The following is a 17,249-nucleotide window of genomic DNA, read 5'->3' as shown; positions in this document are numbered from 1 at the left end:
TACTCACCCGTCCGCCGCTCGCCACCTCAGGAGTAAACTCCCTTGTGCTGCCGCTCGACTTGCATGTGTTAGGCCTGCCGCCAGCGTTCAATCTGAGCCATGATCAAACTCTTCAATTAAAGTTTTGTGTTTCCGAAGAAACGGCTCAACGAATTCTGTTCGAATTAATCTTGCGATTAACTCTTTGTACATATTGCTATGGACACTCTTCACTTTCGTGAAAGAATTAGTTGATTTAATTTTTTGACTGCCAACCCTAAAGCTAAGCAGTTTCGATTAACTCAACACCTGTGAGTGTCCACACAGATTTGCTTGATATATTGTTAAAGAGCATGGCTAGCCGCTTATTCAGCGTTTAACCTTGACCCCGCTGGGTCAGTGGATGCGCATTATAGGGATGTCAGATTTTACCGCAACCCCTTTTTAGCGAATATTGGTAAAAAACGATTCAAGCGCACACTTTTTAAACTAAATGTCTATTTAACCAACTTAAACCAACCCTATTGCTGGTTTAGCGTGATCTCTAACCTAGGCTTTTTAAGTAAGCTGGTACATCGGCAATACTATCGAGCACTATTGTCGCATCACTACTGTCAGCAATAACCTTACCGCTACGCACTAATATACGTGTGGTCACGCCTGCCGCTTTTGCCGCCTGCATGTCTTCGGCTTTATCACCCACCATCACAGACTGCCGTAGATCGATCTTTAAGAATTTAGCGGCATCGTTAAGCATACCCGGCTTGGGTTTACGGCAATCACAATCAACTTTATATTCACCTATGCCCTTTTCTGCATGGTGTGGGCAATAGTAGATGCCGTCAAGCTCGACACCTTTATCGGCAAAGTTCCAATCCATCCATTCTGTTAGGCTATGAAATTGATCTTCACTGTACATGCCTCGGGCGATGCCCGATTGATTGGTTACTACAACCAACTTATAGCCCATTTGTTTTAATGCGAGGCACGCTTCAAACACGCCTTCGATATATTCAAAGTCATCGACTTGATGTACATAACCATGGTCTTTATTAATAACACCATCACGATCTAAAAAAACGGCTCGATTGACTGTAATCACAGTACTTACTCCACTCACTCAAAACATCGCCTAAATCTAAGGCGTTATGGCGGGTATTATTTCATTCATTGTTATAAATTGCACCGCGAAGTTTATCTTTGACGGATTACAGCGCTAAAGCCACTGCAAATCGGCCTTTTAGCGGGTAAGCCACAGCATTCAATCAAGCATTCCCCTTTATTTGTGGTGTTTTTAACGGTAATCTTGTGCGGATAATGATAAAACACCCGAAATAGACGGAAATAATGAGTCGAACTACGCCTATAGTCCATAAAACCCGCACTCAGCTCGTTGTAGAAGTGCTCAGAGAGAAAATTCTTTCAGGTGACATAGCCGCAGGAGAACCACTCAGACAAAGTGCTTTAGCCGAAGCCTTAAATGTCAGCAGGATCCCCGTAAGAGAAGCATTGTTACAACTTGAGGCTGAAGGTTTAGTCAAGTTTGAACCCCATAAAGGGGCGACTGCGACCGTGTTATCCGTCGAACAAGTTACCGAACTTTTTGAATTACGTGCGATGATAGAAACCGATCTGCTCGCTAAAGCGATCCCTTTGCTCGCTGAAGAGGATTTAATTAAGGCTGAACGGGTACTGGAACAATTAGAATCGGCCTTTAAACATGAAGATGCCGTAGCTAGTTGGAGTGAGCTAAATACTCAATTCCATACCTGCTTATACCAAGCAGCTAATCGTCCACATACGCTTGAGGTGGTTCATGGCCTCAATACAAACTGTGATAGATATATACGTTTGCAATTGCTATTAGCTGGGGGGATCCCCGCCGCTGAGCATGAGCACCGCGCTCTATTAAATTATTGCAAGCTAAGAGAAACAGAAAAAGCCACGGCGTTACTGCGACATCATATTTTGCATGCCGCAATGACTATTCGAGATCTCGTCGCCAAACAGGTGGTATAGATCACGGAAAGCCATTCGTTATACCGATAAGCTTTGTTGTCGATTCAAGGCAGCACTTCAGGTTCTGCCTTTTTTATTTGAGAGAAAACACCATGCAGTACGCCACTATCACTGGTTGGGGAAAATGCGTTCCACCCGCCACACTGACTAACGATGATCTTGCGACCTTTATAGAAACATCCGATGAATGGATTAAGTCGCGCACAGGGATCAGTCAGCGTCATATCAGCCATGTGAATACTTCTGAATTGGCCTCCGTTGCCGCTAAACGCGCCCTCGCGGCGGCGGGCATTGATGGCAGCGAAATAGATATGATCATTCTGGCCAGCGCCAGCCCAGATACCTTGATCCCCAATATTGCCTCAACGGTACAAGCGAATATCGGCGCCAATTGCGCCGCCTTTGATATTAATGCAGCCTGCAGTGGCTTTCTTTACGGTGTAGGCTTAGCCAGCTCACAAATTAAGAGCGGCCAATGCAAGAAAATCTTAGTCGTGGGTGCAGAGCGCTTATCTTTCTATCTCGATTGGTCACGCCGTGAAACTGCGGTGTTATTTGGTGACGGTGCCGGTGCTGTCGTGATTGAAGCCTCTGATATTCCTGGTGGCATATTAGGCTACGAGCTCAATAATGACCCAGATGGCCGTGATATTCTTAAAGCGGGTTTTGGCACTGCAATGGATAGATTCTCAGCCGAGTCATTGGATTTTTATATCCAATTTGATGGCCAAGAAATCTTCAAACGCGCAATTAACGGCATGAATAAATTAAGCACTCAAGTGCTTGAAAAATGTGGTGTAAATAAGGATGAAGTGGATTTAGTGATCCCACATCAAGCGAATGAGCGCATTATCGATACCCTCGTCAGCCGAATGAAAATTCCGAAAGAAAAAGCCTTTGTGAATATTGCGAACTATGGCAATACCTCGGCGGCGACGATCCCTATTGCGATTTGTGATGCATTGGAAAAGGGCCTTATCAAACCGCACCAAACCATACTTTCTTGTGCATTCGGTGCGGGGTTAACTTCTGCTGCACTGTTATTGAAATGGGGTGAGCGAGTCACACCCGTTACCCAAAGTGATGCCCAATTGCCACCTTGCGATAAAACCGGCATTGAATTAGTTAAACGTGCAGTGGATTATTTCTGTAATTAATGAGCTCCTGCCAATAATGCAGTACTGCCAATAATCCTGGGGCAACACTCGCAACATAGCCATCTTCGGATGGCTTTTTTGCATAACAACATTAATCACTTAACTCTGGTAACTGCATCTCATCCCAATAAATCCCTTGATTAAAATGCGCCGCCAACTGCTGATTTAATTCGTTAAAGCTCTGAATTGAGATCTCATGCCCACTAATACATGACCAAACAAAACGATGGCAATTATTGTCGAATAAATCGTATTCACGGTATTGATAGATAGCCTGCTGGGCACGTTCCAGCACAGCTTCAGAGACCAAAGGTTGATGTTGATGATTGCAGGCAAGATAGATTTGGCTCCCCGTACGTCCCGCTAAAAAGCGTTTTATCGATACGGCTCGAACCAAGCCTGAGCCATGAAGCTCAACCAAACAATCATCACCGAGCCAAATCCCCGTATGCTCTATCACTCCAAAGACATAACAACAAACAATACTGCCAGGCTCAGGGATCACTTGTTTAAAGCCCTTCTGCCATTGGCTCGGCGCCGCCAGCATAGCGCGATTAGCCAGCGCTTGCTTAGGCGCTCGGCCGAGTAATCTATCGCGTTCAAGCTGCAGACGCTTTTGCCGTTCATCCGCTAAGAACGCAGCACCAATGGCAGCACCGCCAAGCCAAAGTAACGGTAATGGCATAATGATCTCCCATGCAATCAAGTAAGATCTAGATTAACTAGTTATAGGAGTGAAGTACAATCCCATAAACGGCCAAATCACAGTTCGAACGATAACAGCCATACTGATGCCATTCAGGGGAACCTTCAGGGTTAAGAGGAGGTTTTGCGAGAATTTTGCGAGTGGAATTCTAAAACTAAAAAGCCCCACTTAAAAAGTGAGGCTTTTTATACTCTTTAAAAGAGAAATTTGGTCGGTATGAGAGGATTCGAACCTCCGACCCCTGACACCCCATGACAGTGCGCTACCGGGCTGCGCTACATACCGAAATTTAAGTGACTTATAATATTATCCGAGATAAGCCTAAATCACTCTGTACTTAAGGCGCTATTTGTTGGGGTTCACCTTAAGTGAGCCAGACTTTAGCAATTGCCTCGCAACTGCGCAAGGGCTTCATTACATCTCTTTGATCGACTGCTTAGTTTATGTTCTGAATGACACAATTTTCATCAGAAACAGTTCGAGAATAGCCTAATCCATTGACCCAGCTAATCATCAGCCTGCTGCTTACGCGAATTCATCCTATGTTGACTTAGATAAAGCGGTGACATTATTCGCCTCTCTAATTCGTTCACACAATCAGATCCAATTGTGGCTTTCAAGTGCTAGCTTCAATTGCAGACTGCAGTTACAGAAATGTTCAGCACTGAGATAGAGTAGAGGCGTTGGGTTTATTTGTGCCATAATCACAGACAGTTAACACAAGCGATTTTCTAAAGGGACTTTTCTTTGCATCTACCCGCCTTCCAAACCGCCCATCTCAGACTGGCCATTATTCTGGGTGTATTCGGCTTAGTCCTGAATCTTTTTCCCATCCCTTTATTCGCTAATGTGCAATTGATTCTGGGTAACGTCGCCGTGGTGATAGTGGCAATACTCTTAGGGCCTTGGTATGCGTTGATCACCGCCCTATTTACCGCAACGGGGCTCATGATCGTGTGGTCGAGCCCACACGTGTATTTACTGTTTTTACTGGAAGCATTATGGCTTGGTTTTGCAAGGCGCCGAGATATTCAAATACTCTATGCCAGTGTGAGTTATTGGGTGTTATTGGGGATCCCGCTGTTAGCCATTTATATGGCTATCATTGCTAAAATGCCCGCCAGCCACATTCCTTTTACCGCGATAAAACAAGCCGTTAATGGCATGATTTACGCTGCAATTGGTGAACTCTGTGTGGTTGCTATTCCAAGCCTATGGCATTTTAAAGGCAAGCTGACCAATCTTAATCGCCGTACTTTTAGCTCGCAGCTCAGTTACTTGTTTACCTTAATTATTACCGTGAGCTTATTGGTCTCATCCTTAGCTTTTAATCACTTTTTTATTGATAAACAACAAGTGATGATTAATCGCAATCTGGACGATACGGCAACTCATTTGAGCCACGCAACCGACAACTACCTCGCTTACAACACGCAAGTCATCGCTAGCACGGCCAAGTTTTTGAGCCTGTCGAACGCTGGCATCAATGAGTGGCAGGCATTACTGTCGAGCGTACACGATAGTAATCAAAGCTTTAAAACTATGCTGATTGCGAATGAGCAAGGCAATTTGCTCGCTGCCAGTCCAATGGCCAATATTGTGAACTTAGATCGCCTAGCAGAAATATCTTCTGTGATGGATAGGGAATACTTTATCCAAGCGTTTTATCACCATAAAACCTTTGTATCACCCGCATTTATCGGTAGAGGTTTTGGTAATGACGTAATCGTTGCCATCAGTACCCCCATTTTTAGTCCAAATGCTCCCAATCAAGCCAGAGGGATTGTCGAAGGCAGTTTAAATTTACGCTATTTTTCCAACATAGATAAACAAAACCTGCACCATGAGCAGCAATCTATTCTACTGACAGATGAGAACAACAATCTGATTTATGCCTCCGAGGGATTAGGATTGGCGCCACTCAGCCCATTGTCATTCACCAAGGGCAGTGAGATTTATCGCGCCCGGCTTAAGCTCATGAACCTGCATAACCTAGATTCAAATACCCCTGAGTATATCTATGCCCAGCATAAGTTAAATAATGGTTGGCAACTCTATGTTTTAGAGCCTTTTGTGCCGCTTTTAAAACTGGCTGAACGCCAATATGTCAACATGGTGATTTTGCTGTTTTGTTCCTTAGTCGGCGCCTTTTTTATCACTAAAGCCATCAGTAAGTTACTGACCGAACCTCTGTCGCTTTTAGCGCAGCATTTCGGTCCTGCTGTGCAAGATAAAGCCAGTGACGAGAAATTTGAACATGATCTACTCGATAAAAGTACTCCTAAAGAGATATATAGCTTGTATGAAAGTTTGGCCTCAAACCAGCAAACCTTGCTCGAACACCAACAAGAACTTGAACAAAAAGTGCAGCAGCGCACCCAAGATTTAGAGGCTGCAAATGTGAAATTAAAGGATTTAGCCGAGCGCGATCCGCTGACGAATATCTATAATCGCCGTTATACCGAACATCAGTTCTCGCTTATCCAACAGATGTGTGAACGGGGTCAAGATGCCATGACGCTTGCCATATTGGACTTAGACCACTTTAAGCAAATTAATGATACTTATGGCCATTTAGGCGGCGAGTGTTTAAAAGTGGTTGCTGAACTCTTAACCTCATTCTTCAAGCGAGATATTGATTTGCTCTCGCGCTACGGCGGCGAAGAGTTTTTGCTGATTTTACCTATGTGTAATGCCCTGAACGTCGAAGCACATCTTAATGAGTTTAAACAGCAACTCGCTGATACTGTGATCATCAATCCGCAGGATAATCGAAGCTTCAATGTCACGGCGAGTATTGGCGCTGTGATTGCCAATGCCACCTATAGCGACGCCTTAGAGTACTGGCTTAAGCAAGCCGACGCTAACTTGTATCTTTCAAAGGAACAGGGGCGTGATCGGGTTGTTTGCAGTCTGATTGTTTAATAAAAGCTTGTTTAAGAGAATGCCGTTGAAGATAAACTCGTTTAAAAGCAAAAGTGGTTTTAGGCTAGATCAACTGAGCCCATCTATAAGTCTGAATATCAATAACAGCTCAGGCGTTATGAAACCTGAGCGGCTAATCAGTCACAAAATACTAGTGCATATGGGCGAGTCGGTACTCATCCATACGCTCAAGTAGATAAGGGAAAAAAGGATTCCACTTTTGCCTGAGCATTTCCGCCGCCGAGACACTCAGCACACCACGTTCCCCCCGGGCTGCTGCGCCACCAATTTGAATGCGGCGCTTATCGGTATCGTTTCTGAGGCCGTAGAGTCCATCATCCTTGGCAAAGAGGATGGCCACATGGGATAAGGCATAGACATCCTCAGGCCAGTTCAAGGTTAAGGGGATAATATTCTTTGACGTTTGTGCATCTTGATGTGGTAAAACAGCAAATTCCCGCGCCTGTACCTGTGTGGTCTCAGGGTTGATATTTTCAATCAAAGTGCCTCGATAATGCACACTGCTAAGGTTAGTTGGTAACAGCTGAGGTAAAGGATCATTGAGCATCATATTGCGGTTAATCGAGGTGCGATTCATATCAAACAAAACCAACTCGTGCCCCTTTGCAGGCAATACTTGATAGAGAGTATTGACCACTGCGCGGCTTGAAACCGTCGCATCCACTACGGATTGAAAGGTGAGTATCGACGGGATCTGTTCTCGCTGCACAGGCGTTAACCCCGCCAGCAATCCCTGATTACGCAATGCTAATTGGTACACCACATCCCCCGCATTCACCGCAAAGGACATGTATTTAAAGGGATCGTACTCCACTTGAATACTGTTCCACTGCAATTTATCCAACCCTAATAACTGACCAATCCAGTTCTGCCAACGCGCCACGGCGGCACTGGGCGCAAGGCCGATTGCCGGCGAGATAAAAATCATCCCAGCATAATCTGGGGACTTATTTTGGTTGATAAGTTCGAGTTCATGGTTGAGCGCGACGGCGGCACCCGTTGAAAAACCAATCACAAATAAGGGTTTACCATTAAGCTCACGCTTCATATGGGCCGTCGCCAAGTTGACCGCCGCGGCTAAATCCTGCCAATAGAGTTCAGTCAGCCCACTGGGAAGCGTGCCGTGTCCAGGGAAACGCAAACCAAGCACATGGGCCTTTCCCTTAAAATGCTCGGCCACATTGGACATGGCATAGGGCGAATCGGACATGCCGTGGAGCAGTAACACACCAAATGCCGCCTCTTTTTTCGGCCACTCGAAGCTGCGATTCCAATTCTGTGTCCAATGGATGGGATCCGAGAGACTGTTTTTCACATAGCGGTTTACCGGGGAGTGCTCTGACGCGGGGATTTTTTGCCGCACTTTTTTATCGACTTCGGCAAACAGCTTGTCTTCTAGCGCACTATATTCACTAAAATCCGTGATCTTAGTGTTATAGCGAAATTCATTTTTAAGCTTTGTGGTATGCCATAGGGAAAGATCGGGCCTCGCATTCAAAAAATAAATGCTTGTCGCAAGTAAAGCGACCAATATGCCAACACTTGCATAAAATGCGGCTAAAAATAGGTGTTTGGTTGAACCTATGATGATGGCCTTCATAGCAGTCCCTAGCACGAAATAAAATATTTTTAATATTATATGGTTAGATAAAAGAAACCTTCAACGTTTTGCATCTTAGACTGCCCATTGGGGTCTTAGTATAGTTAGCATAGACAAATAAAAATGAGTATTTATGGTCCGTTAACTATAGGTTGCCATCACGCTAGCAGGGATATTTTAAGCAACAAAAAGCCCCCGCGGTAAAAACAGCGAGGGCTTTTTTAGGGGGTCACACTCAATCGTAGATCGTTGGAATAGGCTGGCGCTTATGCTGCGTCGCCCTATAGATATTAATCAACTTATCTTCAACCGCTTTATCGACCTCTTTTCCCTCGAGGAAATCATCGATTTGCGCATAGGTGAGCCCCAATGCGACTTCATCTTCCAATAAAGGCTGGTTATCTTCTAAATCTGCAGTCGGTGCCTTGTAGACTAAGGACTCAGGAGCGCCAAGATAGGCGGCTAACTGGCGTACTTGACGTTTATTCAGACCAAATAAGGGGGCTAAATCGCAGGCACCGTCACCCCACTTAGTGTAAAAACCGGTAATATTTTCGGCGCTGTGATCAGTGCCCACCACTAAGCCGCCGACCAAACCGGCTAACTCATACTGGGCGATCATCCGCATCCGCGCTTTCACGTTACCCTTAATAAAATCGATTTTGGCCGCATCCGGTGAGTGCAGTCCCGCTTCGACAAAGGCGGTTAAGGTCGCTTGATGCACGCCATCAACCCCTTGATGCACATTGATTGTAACTAATTTGGTCGGTTGAATAAATTGACAAGCTTGTTGGGCTTCGTGCTCATCTTTTTGAATTTGATAGGGTAAGCGCACCGCAATAAATTGATAGCCACCATCAGGATGCTCACCATTAAGGCTATCCACAGCGAGCTGACATAAACGCCCTGCGGTGGAGGAATCAACACCACCACTGATCCCTAACACTAATGCTTTGCTGCGGGCTTCTTTCAGTTTTGCCTTGATAAACGCCACACGGCGCTGCACTTCAAATTCTGGCTCAATCGTCTTGAGCACCTTCATTTCTTTTAAGATTTGCGCTTTCACCGAAAATTCCACCTTAAACAATCACTGTGATTTGGGCCGATTTGAACCCACTAACGGTAACATTTATTCGACCTTGTCTGTAGCGAAAAATATCGCCCATTGGGCTAATTGTTGAGGAAAACGTCATCACGCCAGCACCAAAAACATTGCGCCCATAAAACAACAAGGGCAATAACGGTTTGCCGCTATTGCCCTTATTAACTCAGTCAATACTGGTTTATCTTTCCCAGTAGGACTCTTCTAAGCTGTCTTCCCGTTCGGGTAAGCCACGGGATAGGCGTGGACTGTGCTGGGCCAACACCTCGTAAGCCACGCGGTTAGCGTACTTACAAATTTGCGAGAATGAGGAATAACAGAGCCCATCACGCTTATGCTTACTTGAACCGGGCACATTGGCTTTATGGAACGTATTGGCTGCCAGATCATGTAACAGCGCCGATAGCGCGCCATCCCCCGCTCCGTTAGTGTTACCGATTTTTTCAGGCCCACCCATATAAGGGGAAATGTGGGCATACACTTTAATCGGCGTTTCGCAGTCACTTTTCAATTTAGGCCGCGAGAATTCATAACGGTTAAATTCAGGAATTGCCCCCGGCAACAGGGTATGAGTCGTTTCGCGCTTTTCAGAATCTTCGGCATAACCCGCAGTATACAAACCAATAGGGCCAGCGGTGGTTAACACCATATCGCACCACTCGAGGGCTTTTTCACTGGCTAATAGAGGGTCACGAAACCCCGTTAGGGCCTCGCCTTCATCCTCATTCATCGCCAGGATAGTCACATGTTCTTTAATGAAGTTTTGCCACCAGAGTGGATCTTCTTCAATCAAGAACCGGGTGCCTAAGGTCAATACCACTGGGACTTCGGCTTCTTTTGCATACTCAATCGCGTACATAGCCGCATCGGTAATACGATCGCCGCCACTCGCCCGCATTAAGTAGGCGGTTAAGACTAAGGCCGAACTGCCCTGCACTACGTCTTTATCGATAAATTCCGGTGTCAACTTATCCATCGCGCCTTTGCTAATCGCAAACGTTCGCTCACCACACTCAGAAATCAGGGTAAAACAGCGGCCAATAGGGCCATCGACGGGTTGCAGGAAGTTAAGATCAACTTTGGAGGAGGTATTGCAAAGGTAACGGTAAGCGTAACTGCCTACCTCAATATTTTGGCTCATAACCCCAAATAACACAGAGCGGTCATCGGCCAAAATAGAATAATTGTGTACTGTATTGCCGATAGTGCCGCCGGCAAATTCATCGCTGATCAACCCATTCTGTTTCAGCTCGGTATAGAGTTGATGGGCTTGCTCATCATTAATCAGGGTCGAATTTCCCTTAGGCAATCCATAACGACTGAGCAGTTCATCCTCCACTTTCGCTTCGATATCCACTAGGGTTTGATCTATACCGCTGATATAAGTAGCAAAGGGTTGAGGCTGTTGAGTCAGCTGCTCAAGCAGTGGGTCTCGGGTTTTGACCGGGAAATAATGTTTCGACTTGCGCTGACCGGGAAACTTCATAGTGGTTCTCTTTTCCTGGCATCCATGCTAATTGGCATTATGACGAGCATACACTCGCCAGCGTCCTAAAAATAATGAGTCTAGGCTAGCGAGACAAAAAATCCACTCCCTAGCCACAAGGGCGCAGATTCTACCATAAAATCAGCATGAAACTAGGGGAGTGTTAACGTTTCAAGTAGAGATTTTTAACTGTCATTCAGGCCTCAATCCCAAGACTGGACTTGCTCTTGTACAAGTAGCCTCAGTAATTCTATATGCAGCTCATCATCATTTAAGCAGGGAATAAATCGATAAGACTCACCACCCGCGTGTAAAAAGGTTTCTTTGCCGCCGATGGAGATTTCCTCTAAGGTTTCGAGGCAATCGGTCGCAAATGCAGGACAAATCACATCGACACTCTTAACGCCCTGTGAAGGTAACTTAGTCAGCAATTCATCGGCATAGGGAGTAAGCCATTCTTCACGACCAAAACGCGATTGAAAGCAAACCTGCCATTGTGATTCATTTAACTCGAGTTTTTGCGCTAAAAGCTTAGCCGTCGTAAGACATTGATCCCGGTATGGGTCGCCCTCATTAACATAACGCAGCGGAATACCGTGGAATGACAGCAGCAACTTATCGGCTTGACCATAGGTTTTCCAATGACGTTTGACGCTGTGGGCCAAGGCCGCGATATAGGCCTCATGGTCAAAATATTGCTTGTTAAAGCGCAGCTGCGGTATATCACGTACGGTTTTAACATAACTGGCAACGGCATCAAACACACTCGCCACCGTCGAGCAGGAATATTGCGGATAAAGAGGTAAGACTACAATCCGCTCTGCCCCTTGGGCCTTAAGGCGCTCAAATCCGGCCTCGATTGATGGATTACCATAGCTCATCCCCAGTTCGACGGGGATAGTTTGGTTAAAGGTTGCACTCAGATCGACCGCCAGCTTTTGTGCTTGACGTACACTTATCACCATTAAGGGTGAGCCTTCATCGGTCCAAATGCTTTGGTATAACTTAGCCACTTTTGCGGGGCGGGTATTGAGGATAACCCCATTGAGTAAGGGCTGCCAAAGCCAAGGCGAAAGATCGACCACACGGGGATCGCTTAAAAACTGCTTTAGAAAACGCCTAACGGCCTTAGGGGTAGGTTCATCGGGGGTGCCAAGATTGACCAATAATACACCGAAAGCAGGGGAAGGAGGATTCAAGATAAGACCCATAGTTAGTGACATTCCTTGGCAGGCTAACATTCAGATACCCATAAAAAAAGCCTGCATTGGCAGGCTTTTTTCTAATATGAGAACTTGTTCTCGTAAATGGCGCTTTTTTGGTTACTTCAATACACTGGCAAGCTGTTCACTCACGGCCGCAACCGATTGTGTACCATCAAATTTGTTGTATTTTGTTTGACCAGCAGCAGCCACTTTACCGTAGTATTCAACGAGCGGCTTAGTTTGCTCGTGGTAAATTGCCAGGCGTTTACGCACTGTGCTTTCTTCATCATCGGGACGAATCGCTAAATCTTCGCCGGTCACGTCGTCTTTACCTTCCACTTTAGGTGGATTGAAAATCACATGGTAAACACGGCCAGAACCTGGGTGAACTCGACGACCGCTCATGCGTTTAACGATTTCTTCGTCAGGCACATCAATTTCAATCACGTGATCAATGCTAATACCGTTGGCCGCCATCGCATCCGCTTGTGGGATAGTACGTGGGAAACCGTCTAACAGAAACCCTTTAGCACAGTCGTCCTGTGCGATACGCTCTTTAACCAGTCCAATGATCAGATCATCAGAAACCAGTTGGCCTGCATCCATCACTTTCTTCGCTTCTAAACCCAGCGGAGTACCGGCTTTAACGGCGGCGCGTAACATGTCGCCAGTAGAAATTTGTGGGATACCATACTGTTCCATAATGAACTGGGCCTGGGTACCTTTACCGGCACCTGGGGCGCCCAATAGGATAATGCGCATCTCAAGAGTCCTCTTTTTCGCATTGATATTCTTCTTAGGGCGGCGATCTTCGCACATCTGGCCGCCATTGAGAAGGGTTTTAGCTTCGACTTTAGCCTCAGAAACTGCAAATAAACTGCGGATCCTAGGTAATTTTACGCATTAATAGAGCAAGGTATAGAGCTTACGGCGATATTGGTTAGCTAGGGCATTGCCTTGGCCAAGGGCGGTTAAAATCTCCATAAACACTTGTTTTACAGCGCCATTTTCAGCACCCAAATCCTTACTGAGCACAGTGAACAACAGTGCTAACGCCTCATCATCACGGTGAGCCGCGTGGAGCGCCTTGCTTAATTCGAGTAATAGCACTAAATCCTGTGGATGTTGCTCAAATTTTTGCTGTAGATCGCGAATTTCTGGCGTATCCGCCGCATCTAAAGCTAGGGTTAATTTTGCCTTTAAGCTCTGGTAATAACCGTCTTGATCCGCAAGGCCAATTTGCTCGAGTAAGGCTTGTGCCTGGGCAAGTTCTCCCTGCATTAGATACACATCGGCGAGCACTAAACTCACCTCCGCCGCATGATTTGAGGCGCTATAGGCATCTTTGAGTAACACAGCAGCCGTGGCTAAATCGTCACTGGAAACTTGGCTTAAGGCCAGTAAGGCTTTAGCTTGCTCAAGCTGTAACTGCCACAGGGGCGGTAAATGCTTCTCCAGCATAGCGCTCACCTGCGCCGCCTCCTGCATTCCGGCAAAACCATCAATAGGTTGGCCTTTATCAAGCACTAAGGTGGTAGGTAAGCTCTGTATGCGGAAATAGTTAGCGATTTCCAACTCGGTTTCGCAATTCACTTTCGCCAGCACAAAACGGCCAGCATGCTGCATGGCAAGTTGCTCGAGTGTTTGCACCATGGCAACACTTTGCGCTTGAGGCTGTGCCCAAAAGGCTAACACCACGATCTGTTGCATCGAAGCATCAACCACTTGCTGAATATTGTCTCTAGTCAGATCGAGGATATTGTCCATGATGTTCCCTTAATATTAAAAGCATCTAAGGTTGAAATAAGTGCTAAAAATAAGGCCCATAGCATGTATTCCTATGGGCCCAAACGTTTCTTACTTCAGATTCGCCAGTAACATTTGGTTCATCAGCTTAATAAAGGCCGATGGATCGGCAAGGCTGCCCTTTTCCGATAACTGCGCCTGTTGTAACAGTAAGTTAGACCAATCGGCAAAGGCGGCTTCATCCTGAAGATCATTTAAGCGCGACACTAATGGGTGCGCTGGGTTGATCTCAAACGTCGGCTTAACCTCTGGTACAGGCTGACCCGCTGCCTGCATCAGTTTAATCATTTGGGTCGACATTTCGCCTTCACCCGTGACCACACAGGCAGGGGTGTCGGTTAAACGTGAGGTCACCTTCACATCGGCCACGCTAGCGCCTAATGCCGCTTTAATGCGCTCAACTAATGGTGCAGATTCCTCGGCGAGTTTCTCCTGTGCTTCCTTCTCGGCCGCATCTTCCAGCTCACCTAATTCCAGCTCACCGCGGGTGACTGAGTGCAATTGTTTTTCTTTGTATTCGGTTAAGTGATTGATTAACCACTCGTCGATACGCTCTGACATCAGCAACACTTCGATGCCTTTCTTACGCAGCAGTTCTAAGTGCGGGCTGTTAGCCGCCGCTTCGTGGCTATCGGCAACGATATAGTAAATCTTGCTTTGGCCTTCCTTCATGCGACTGATGTAGTCATCGAGTGACACAGTCGGCGCCGCGCTGCCCGTATGGGTCGATGCAAAACGCAGTAAGCCAGCAATACGTTCACGGTTAGCAAAGTCTTCCGCTGGACCTTCTTTTAACACTTGACCAAATTCGGCCCAGAATTTTTGGTATTTTTCCGCATCGTCTTTTGCCAGTTTTTCCAACATACCCAACACGCGCTTAGTGATACCAGTGCGCATCGCTTTGGTGATGTGGTTGTCCTGCAGAATCTCACGGGACACGTTCAGCGGCAAATCGTTTGAGTCAATCAAGCCCTGCACAAAGCGCAGGTAAGATGGCATAAACTGCTCGGCGTCATCCATAATAAACACGCGTTGAACAAAGAATTTCAGGCCATGCTTACGGTCACGATTCCACATATCCCACGGCGCTTTTGAGGGAATATACAAGAGGTTAGTATATTCCTGTTTACCTTCTACGCGGTTATGGCTCCACAGCAGTGCATCTGTGTAGTCATGGGAAATATGCTTATAGAATTCTTGATACTCTTCGTCACTGATCTCAGATTTATTGCGCATCCACAGGGCGGTCGCCTTGTTCATGACCTTCCAGTAACCCTCGGTCGCTGGGATTTTTTCGCCATCTGGACCATCGCGCTCAGGGGTGCCTTCCTGCCACATTTCAACGGGCACAGAGATATGATCTGAGTATTTAGTGATGATAGAGCGCAGGCGCCAATCATCGGCAAACTCTTTCTCTTCATCACGTAAATGTAAGGTGATCTCTGTACCACGAGTCGCCTTAGTGATGGTTTCAACGGTGAAGCTACCCTCACCTTCCGATTCCCACAGCACGGCTTCATTGGCCTGATGACCTGCCGCGCGGGTACGGACTGTGACTTTTTTCGCCACGATAAAGGCAGAATAGAAGCCCACACCGAACTGGCCGATTAACTGCGAATCCTTTGAGGCTTCGCCAGAGAGGTTTTTAAAGAATTCGGCGGTGCCTGATTTTGCAATAGTACCTAAATGCTCAATCACGCCATCGCGGGTCATACCCACACCGTTATCTTCGATGGTCACAGTGCCTTTGTCTTTATCGGCGCTAATACGCACCCGCAGCTCACCGTCACCTTCGTATAATGCGTCATTGGTCAACGCGAGGTAACGCAGCTTATCGGCCGCATCCGCAGCGTTAGAGACCAGTTCACGCAAGAAAATTTCTTTGTTGGAATACAAAGAATGGATCATCAAATGCAACAGCTGTTTGACTTCAGTTTGAAAACCATGAGTTTCTTGTTGTGACATGAAATTTTCCTTATTTGTTACGCAATTTACTAAAAATAACGCTCAGTGCTTACTTAAATGGGGCTGCAAATTGGCTTTTCAAGGGCAAGGAATAAAACGAGTCGTGAATGGTGAAAAAGAAGGCATTTTGAGGGGTAAAGGCCAATAAAAAACCCGCACAAGCTGTCGCTGGACGGGTTTAATAGACAATGATCTTTTAAGAAACCGTCAGTTACAACGGCAAACGGCCATTAAAGGACAACGCCAAAGTGGTGCTATCCACATATTCAAGCTCACCGCCAACGGGAACGCCGTGGGCGATACGGCTGATCATCACCCTATGGCGTCTGGCCATATCGGCGATAAAATGCGCCGTTGCCTCCCCTTCAACCGTGGGGTTGGTGGCGAGGATCAGCTCAGAAACATCCCCCGAGGCTAAGTGACGTTCGAGCAAGGCAAGCCCTAACTCGTCTGGCCCGACACCATCGAGGGGAGACAAATGGCCCAGCAGTACAAAATAACGACCACTGAAATGTCCACCCGCCTCAATGGCTAACACATCCGCCGGAGTTTCAACCACACAGATAGTGGTAGATGAACCGCGCTTATGACTCGCACAAATGGGGCACAGAGTCTCTTCAGTATAGGTTCGGCAGGACTGACAATGGCCGATATCGCTCATAGCACTGGACAGGGCAGCGGCTAATTTAAGCCCCGCCTTTCTATCCCGTTCAAGCAACTGAAACGCCATACGTTGTGCCGACTTAGGCCCAACCCCAGGTAAACAACGCAGGGACTGAATTAGCTCGTCAAGCAGTGGACTAAATTTCATTGTTTATCTCAGTTAAAACGGCATTTTCATGCCTGGGGGTAATTGCATACCGCCAGTGACTTCAGCCATTTTTGCTTTTTGATTCTCTTCAATACGACGGGCGGCATCGTTACAGGCTGCCGCGATCAAATCTTCTAGCATTTCTTTATCGTCTTCCATCAGACTGGGGTCGATTTCGACTTTACGCACAGTGTGCGCGCCCGTCATAGTGACTTTAACTAGGCCGGCACCCGATTCGCCAACCATTTCCATGCGGGCAATTTCTTCCTGCATTTTCGCCATTTTTTCTTGCATCATCTGGGCTTGTTTCATCAAATTGCCCATACCGCCTTTTCCAAACATAGTCATTTCTCTTCTATTAGGGTGAGTCGCAAGCTTTAAAGCTGGCTAATCTTACTGAAATAAATCGGATTGGCAATCTATGCCGTTATCCCGTTAATAAACTTATGATCTCGATACGCAGTTTT

General features: G+C 46.5%; 14 protein-coding genes, 1 tRNA gene and 1 rRNA gene. 3 read left to right on the top strand and 13 right to left on the bottom strand.

Annotated elements, in window-relative coordinates:
- A 16S ribosomal RNA gene (locus tag MJO46_RS00285) occupies positions 1-119 on the bottom strand; the annotation flags it as partial.
- 404 nt (positions 120-523) lie between these two features.
- Positions 524-1,081: a D-glycero-beta-D-manno-heptose 1,7-bisphosphate 7-phosphatase gene (gmhB, locus tag MJO46_RS00280; RefSeq protein WP_253987601.1), complete on the bottom strand. Its 558-nt coding sequence runs from the start codon at positions 1,079-1,081 to the stop codon at positions 524-526.
- 245 nt (positions 1,082-1,326) lie between these two features.
- Here gmhB and MJO46_RS00275 point away from each other — a divergent pair, with 245 nt between their 5' ends.
- Both MJO46_RS00275 and MJO46_RS00270 read left to right on the top strand, forming a co-directional pair.
- Positions 1,327-1,998, top strand: a complete 672-nt coding sequence (locus MJO46_RS00275; RefSeq protein WP_198783157.1) for a GntR family transcriptional regulator — start codon at positions 1,327-1,329, stop codon at positions 1,996-1,998.
- A 92-nt stretch (positions 1,999-2,090) separates the two neighbouring features.
- Positions 2,091-3,155 carry a ketoacyl-ACP synthase III gene (locus MJO46_RS00270; protein WP_253987600.1) on the top strand — a complete coding sequence of 355 codons (1,065 nt, stop codon included), beginning with the start codon at positions 2,091-2,093 and terminating at the stop codon, positions 3,153-3,155.
- 91 nt (positions 3,156-3,246) lie between these two features.
- Here MJO46_RS00270 and MJO46_RS00265 read toward each other — a convergent pair whose 3' ends face one another.
- Together MJO46_RS00265 and MJO46_RS00260 are read right to left on the bottom strand one after the other, a co-directional pair.
- A complete protein-coding gene (locus tag MJO46_RS00265; RefSeq protein WP_253987599.1) occupies positions 3,247-3,840 on the bottom strand; it encodes a lecithin retinol acyltransferase family protein in 594 nt (197 codons plus the stop codon).
- A 229-nt stretch (positions 3,841-4,069) separates the two neighbouring features.
- Positions 4,070-4,146, bottom strand: a tRNA-Pro gene (locus tag MJO46_RS00260).
- A 462-nt stretch (positions 4,147-4,608) separates the two neighbouring features.
- Between MJO46_RS00260 and MJO46_RS00255 the strand changes: the two genes are divergently transcribed.
- Positions 4,609-6,786 carry a diguanylate cyclase gene (locus tag MJO46_RS00255; protein WP_253987598.1) on the top strand — a complete coding sequence of 726 codons (2,178 nt, stop codon included), beginning with the start codon at positions 4,609-4,611 and terminating at the stop codon, positions 6,784-6,786.
- A 151-nt stretch (positions 6,787-6,937) separates the two neighbouring features.
- On the opposite strand, the gene MJO46_RS00250 is transcribed toward MJO46_RS00255, so the two are convergent.
- From MJO46_RS00250 to MJO46_RS00210, 9 genes are all read right to left on the bottom strand, one after another.
- The gene (locus tag MJO46_RS00250) at positions 6,938-8,407 is read right to left on the bottom strand and encodes a carboxylesterase (RefSeq protein ID WP_253987597.1); all 1,470 of its coding nucleotides are present in this window, start codon (positions 8,405-8,407) and stop codon (positions 6,938-6,940) included.
- 235 nt (positions 8,408-8,642) lie between these two features.
- Positions 8,643-9,473: an ammonia-dependent NAD(+) synthetase gene (gene nadE / locus MJO46_RS00245; protein ID WP_253987596.1), complete on the bottom strand. Its 831-nt coding sequence runs from the start codon at positions 9,471-9,473 to the stop codon at positions 8,643-8,645.
- A 217-nt stretch (positions 9,474-9,690) separates the two neighbouring features.
- Positions 9,691-10,995 carry an inosine/guanosine kinase gene (locus MJO46_RS00240; protein ID WP_253987595.1) on the bottom strand — a complete coding sequence of 435 codons (1,305 nt, stop codon included), beginning with the start codon at positions 10,993-10,995 and terminating at the stop codon, positions 9,691-9,693.
- A gap of 203 nt (positions 10,996-11,198) precedes the next feature.
- The gene (gene hemH, locus MJO46_RS00235) at positions 11,199-12,206 is read right to left on the bottom strand and encodes a ferrochelatase (protein WP_253987594.1); all 1,008 of its coding nucleotides are present in this window, start codon (positions 12,204-12,206) and stop codon (positions 11,199-11,201) included.
- 111 nt (positions 12,207-12,317) lie between these two features.
- Entirely contained in the window at positions 12,318-12,962 is a 645-nt protein-coding gene (gene adk, locus MJO46_RS00230) for an adenylate kinase (RefSeq protein ID WP_198783531.1), read from the bottom strand.
- Positions 12,963-13,103: 141 nt separating this feature from the next.
- A complete protein-coding gene (locus MJO46_RS00225) occupies positions 13,104-13,967 on the bottom strand; it encodes a tetratricopeptide repeat protein (RefSeq protein ID WP_253987593.1) in 864 nt (287 codons plus the stop codon).
- Between the two features lie 90 nt (positions 13,968-14,057).
- A complete protein-coding gene (gene htpG, locus MJO46_RS00220) occupies positions 14,058-15,971 on the bottom strand; it encodes a molecular chaperone HtpG (protein ID WP_253987592.1) in 1,914 nt (637 codons plus the stop codon).
- 211 nt (positions 15,972-16,182) lie between these two features.
- Entirely contained in the window at positions 16,183-16,782 is a 600-nt protein-coding gene (recR, locus tag MJO46_RS00215; protein WP_253987591.1) for a recombination mediator RecR, read from the bottom strand.
- Positions 16,783-16,794: 12 nt separating this feature from the next.
- On the bottom strand, positions 16,795-17,124 hold the full coding sequence (locus MJO46_RS00210) for a YbaB/EbfC family nucleoid-associated protein (RefSeq protein WP_007648738.1): 330 nt from the start codon (positions 17,122-17,124) through the stop codon (positions 16,795-16,797).
- Positions 17,125-17,249: the final 125 nt, after the last annotated feature.

This window comes from Shewanella sp. KJ2020, from assembly GCF_024197625.1.
In the GTDB taxonomy this organism is placed as follows: Bacteria; Pseudomonadota; Gammaproteobacteria; order Enterobacterales; family Shewanellaceae; genus Shewanella.
This window is presented reverse-complemented; position numbering and strand designations above follow the sequence as displayed.

What these genes read in the sequence shown, in the direction of transcription:
- MJO46_RS00275 (WP_198783157.1), top strand. Translation starts at nt 1,327, where the DNA reads ATGAGTCGAACTACGCCTATAGTCCATAAAACCCGCACTCAGCTCGTT.
- recR (WP_253987591.1), bottom strand. Translation starts at nt 16,782, where the DNA reads ATGAAATTTAGTCCACTGCTTGACGAGCTAATTCAGTCCCTGCGTTGT.
- MJO46_RS00265 (WP_253987599.1), bottom strand. Translation starts at nt 3,840, where the DNA reads ATGCCATTACCGTTACTTTGGCTTGGCGGTGCTGCCATTGGTGCTGCG.
- MJO46_RS00225 (WP_253987593.1), bottom strand. Translation starts at nt 13,967, where the DNA reads ATGGACAATATCCTCGATCTGACTAGAGACAATATTCAGCAAGTGGTT.
- hemH (WP_253987594.1), bottom strand. Translation starts at nt 12,206, where the DNA reads ATGGGTCTTATCTTGAATCCTCCTTCCCCTGCTTTCGGTGTATTATTG.
- MJO46_RS00270 (WP_253987600.1), top strand. Translation starts at nt 2,091, where the DNA reads ATGCAGTACGCCACTATCACTGGTTGGGGAAAATGCGTTCCACCCGCC.
- htpG (WP_253987592.1), bottom strand. Translation starts at nt 15,971, where the DNA reads ATGTCACAACAAGAAACTCATGGTTTTCAAACTGAAGTCAAACAGCTG.
- MJO46_RS00240 (WP_253987595.1), bottom strand. Translation starts at nt 10,995, where the DNA reads ATGAAGTTTCCCGGTCAGCGCAAGTCGAAACATTATTTCCCGGTCAAA.
- adk (WP_198783531.1), bottom strand. Translation starts at nt 12,962, where the DNA reads ATGCGCATTATCCTATTGGGCGCCCCAGGTGCCGGTAAAGGTACCCAG.
- MJO46_RS00250 (WP_253987597.1), bottom strand. Translation starts at nt 8,407, where the DNA reads ATGAAGGCCATCATCATAGGTTCAACCAAACACCTATTTTTAGCCGCA.
- MJO46_RS00210 (WP_007648738.1), bottom strand. Translation starts at nt 17,124, where the DNA reads ATGTTTGGAAAAGGCGGTATGGGCAATTTGATGAAACAAGCCCAGATG.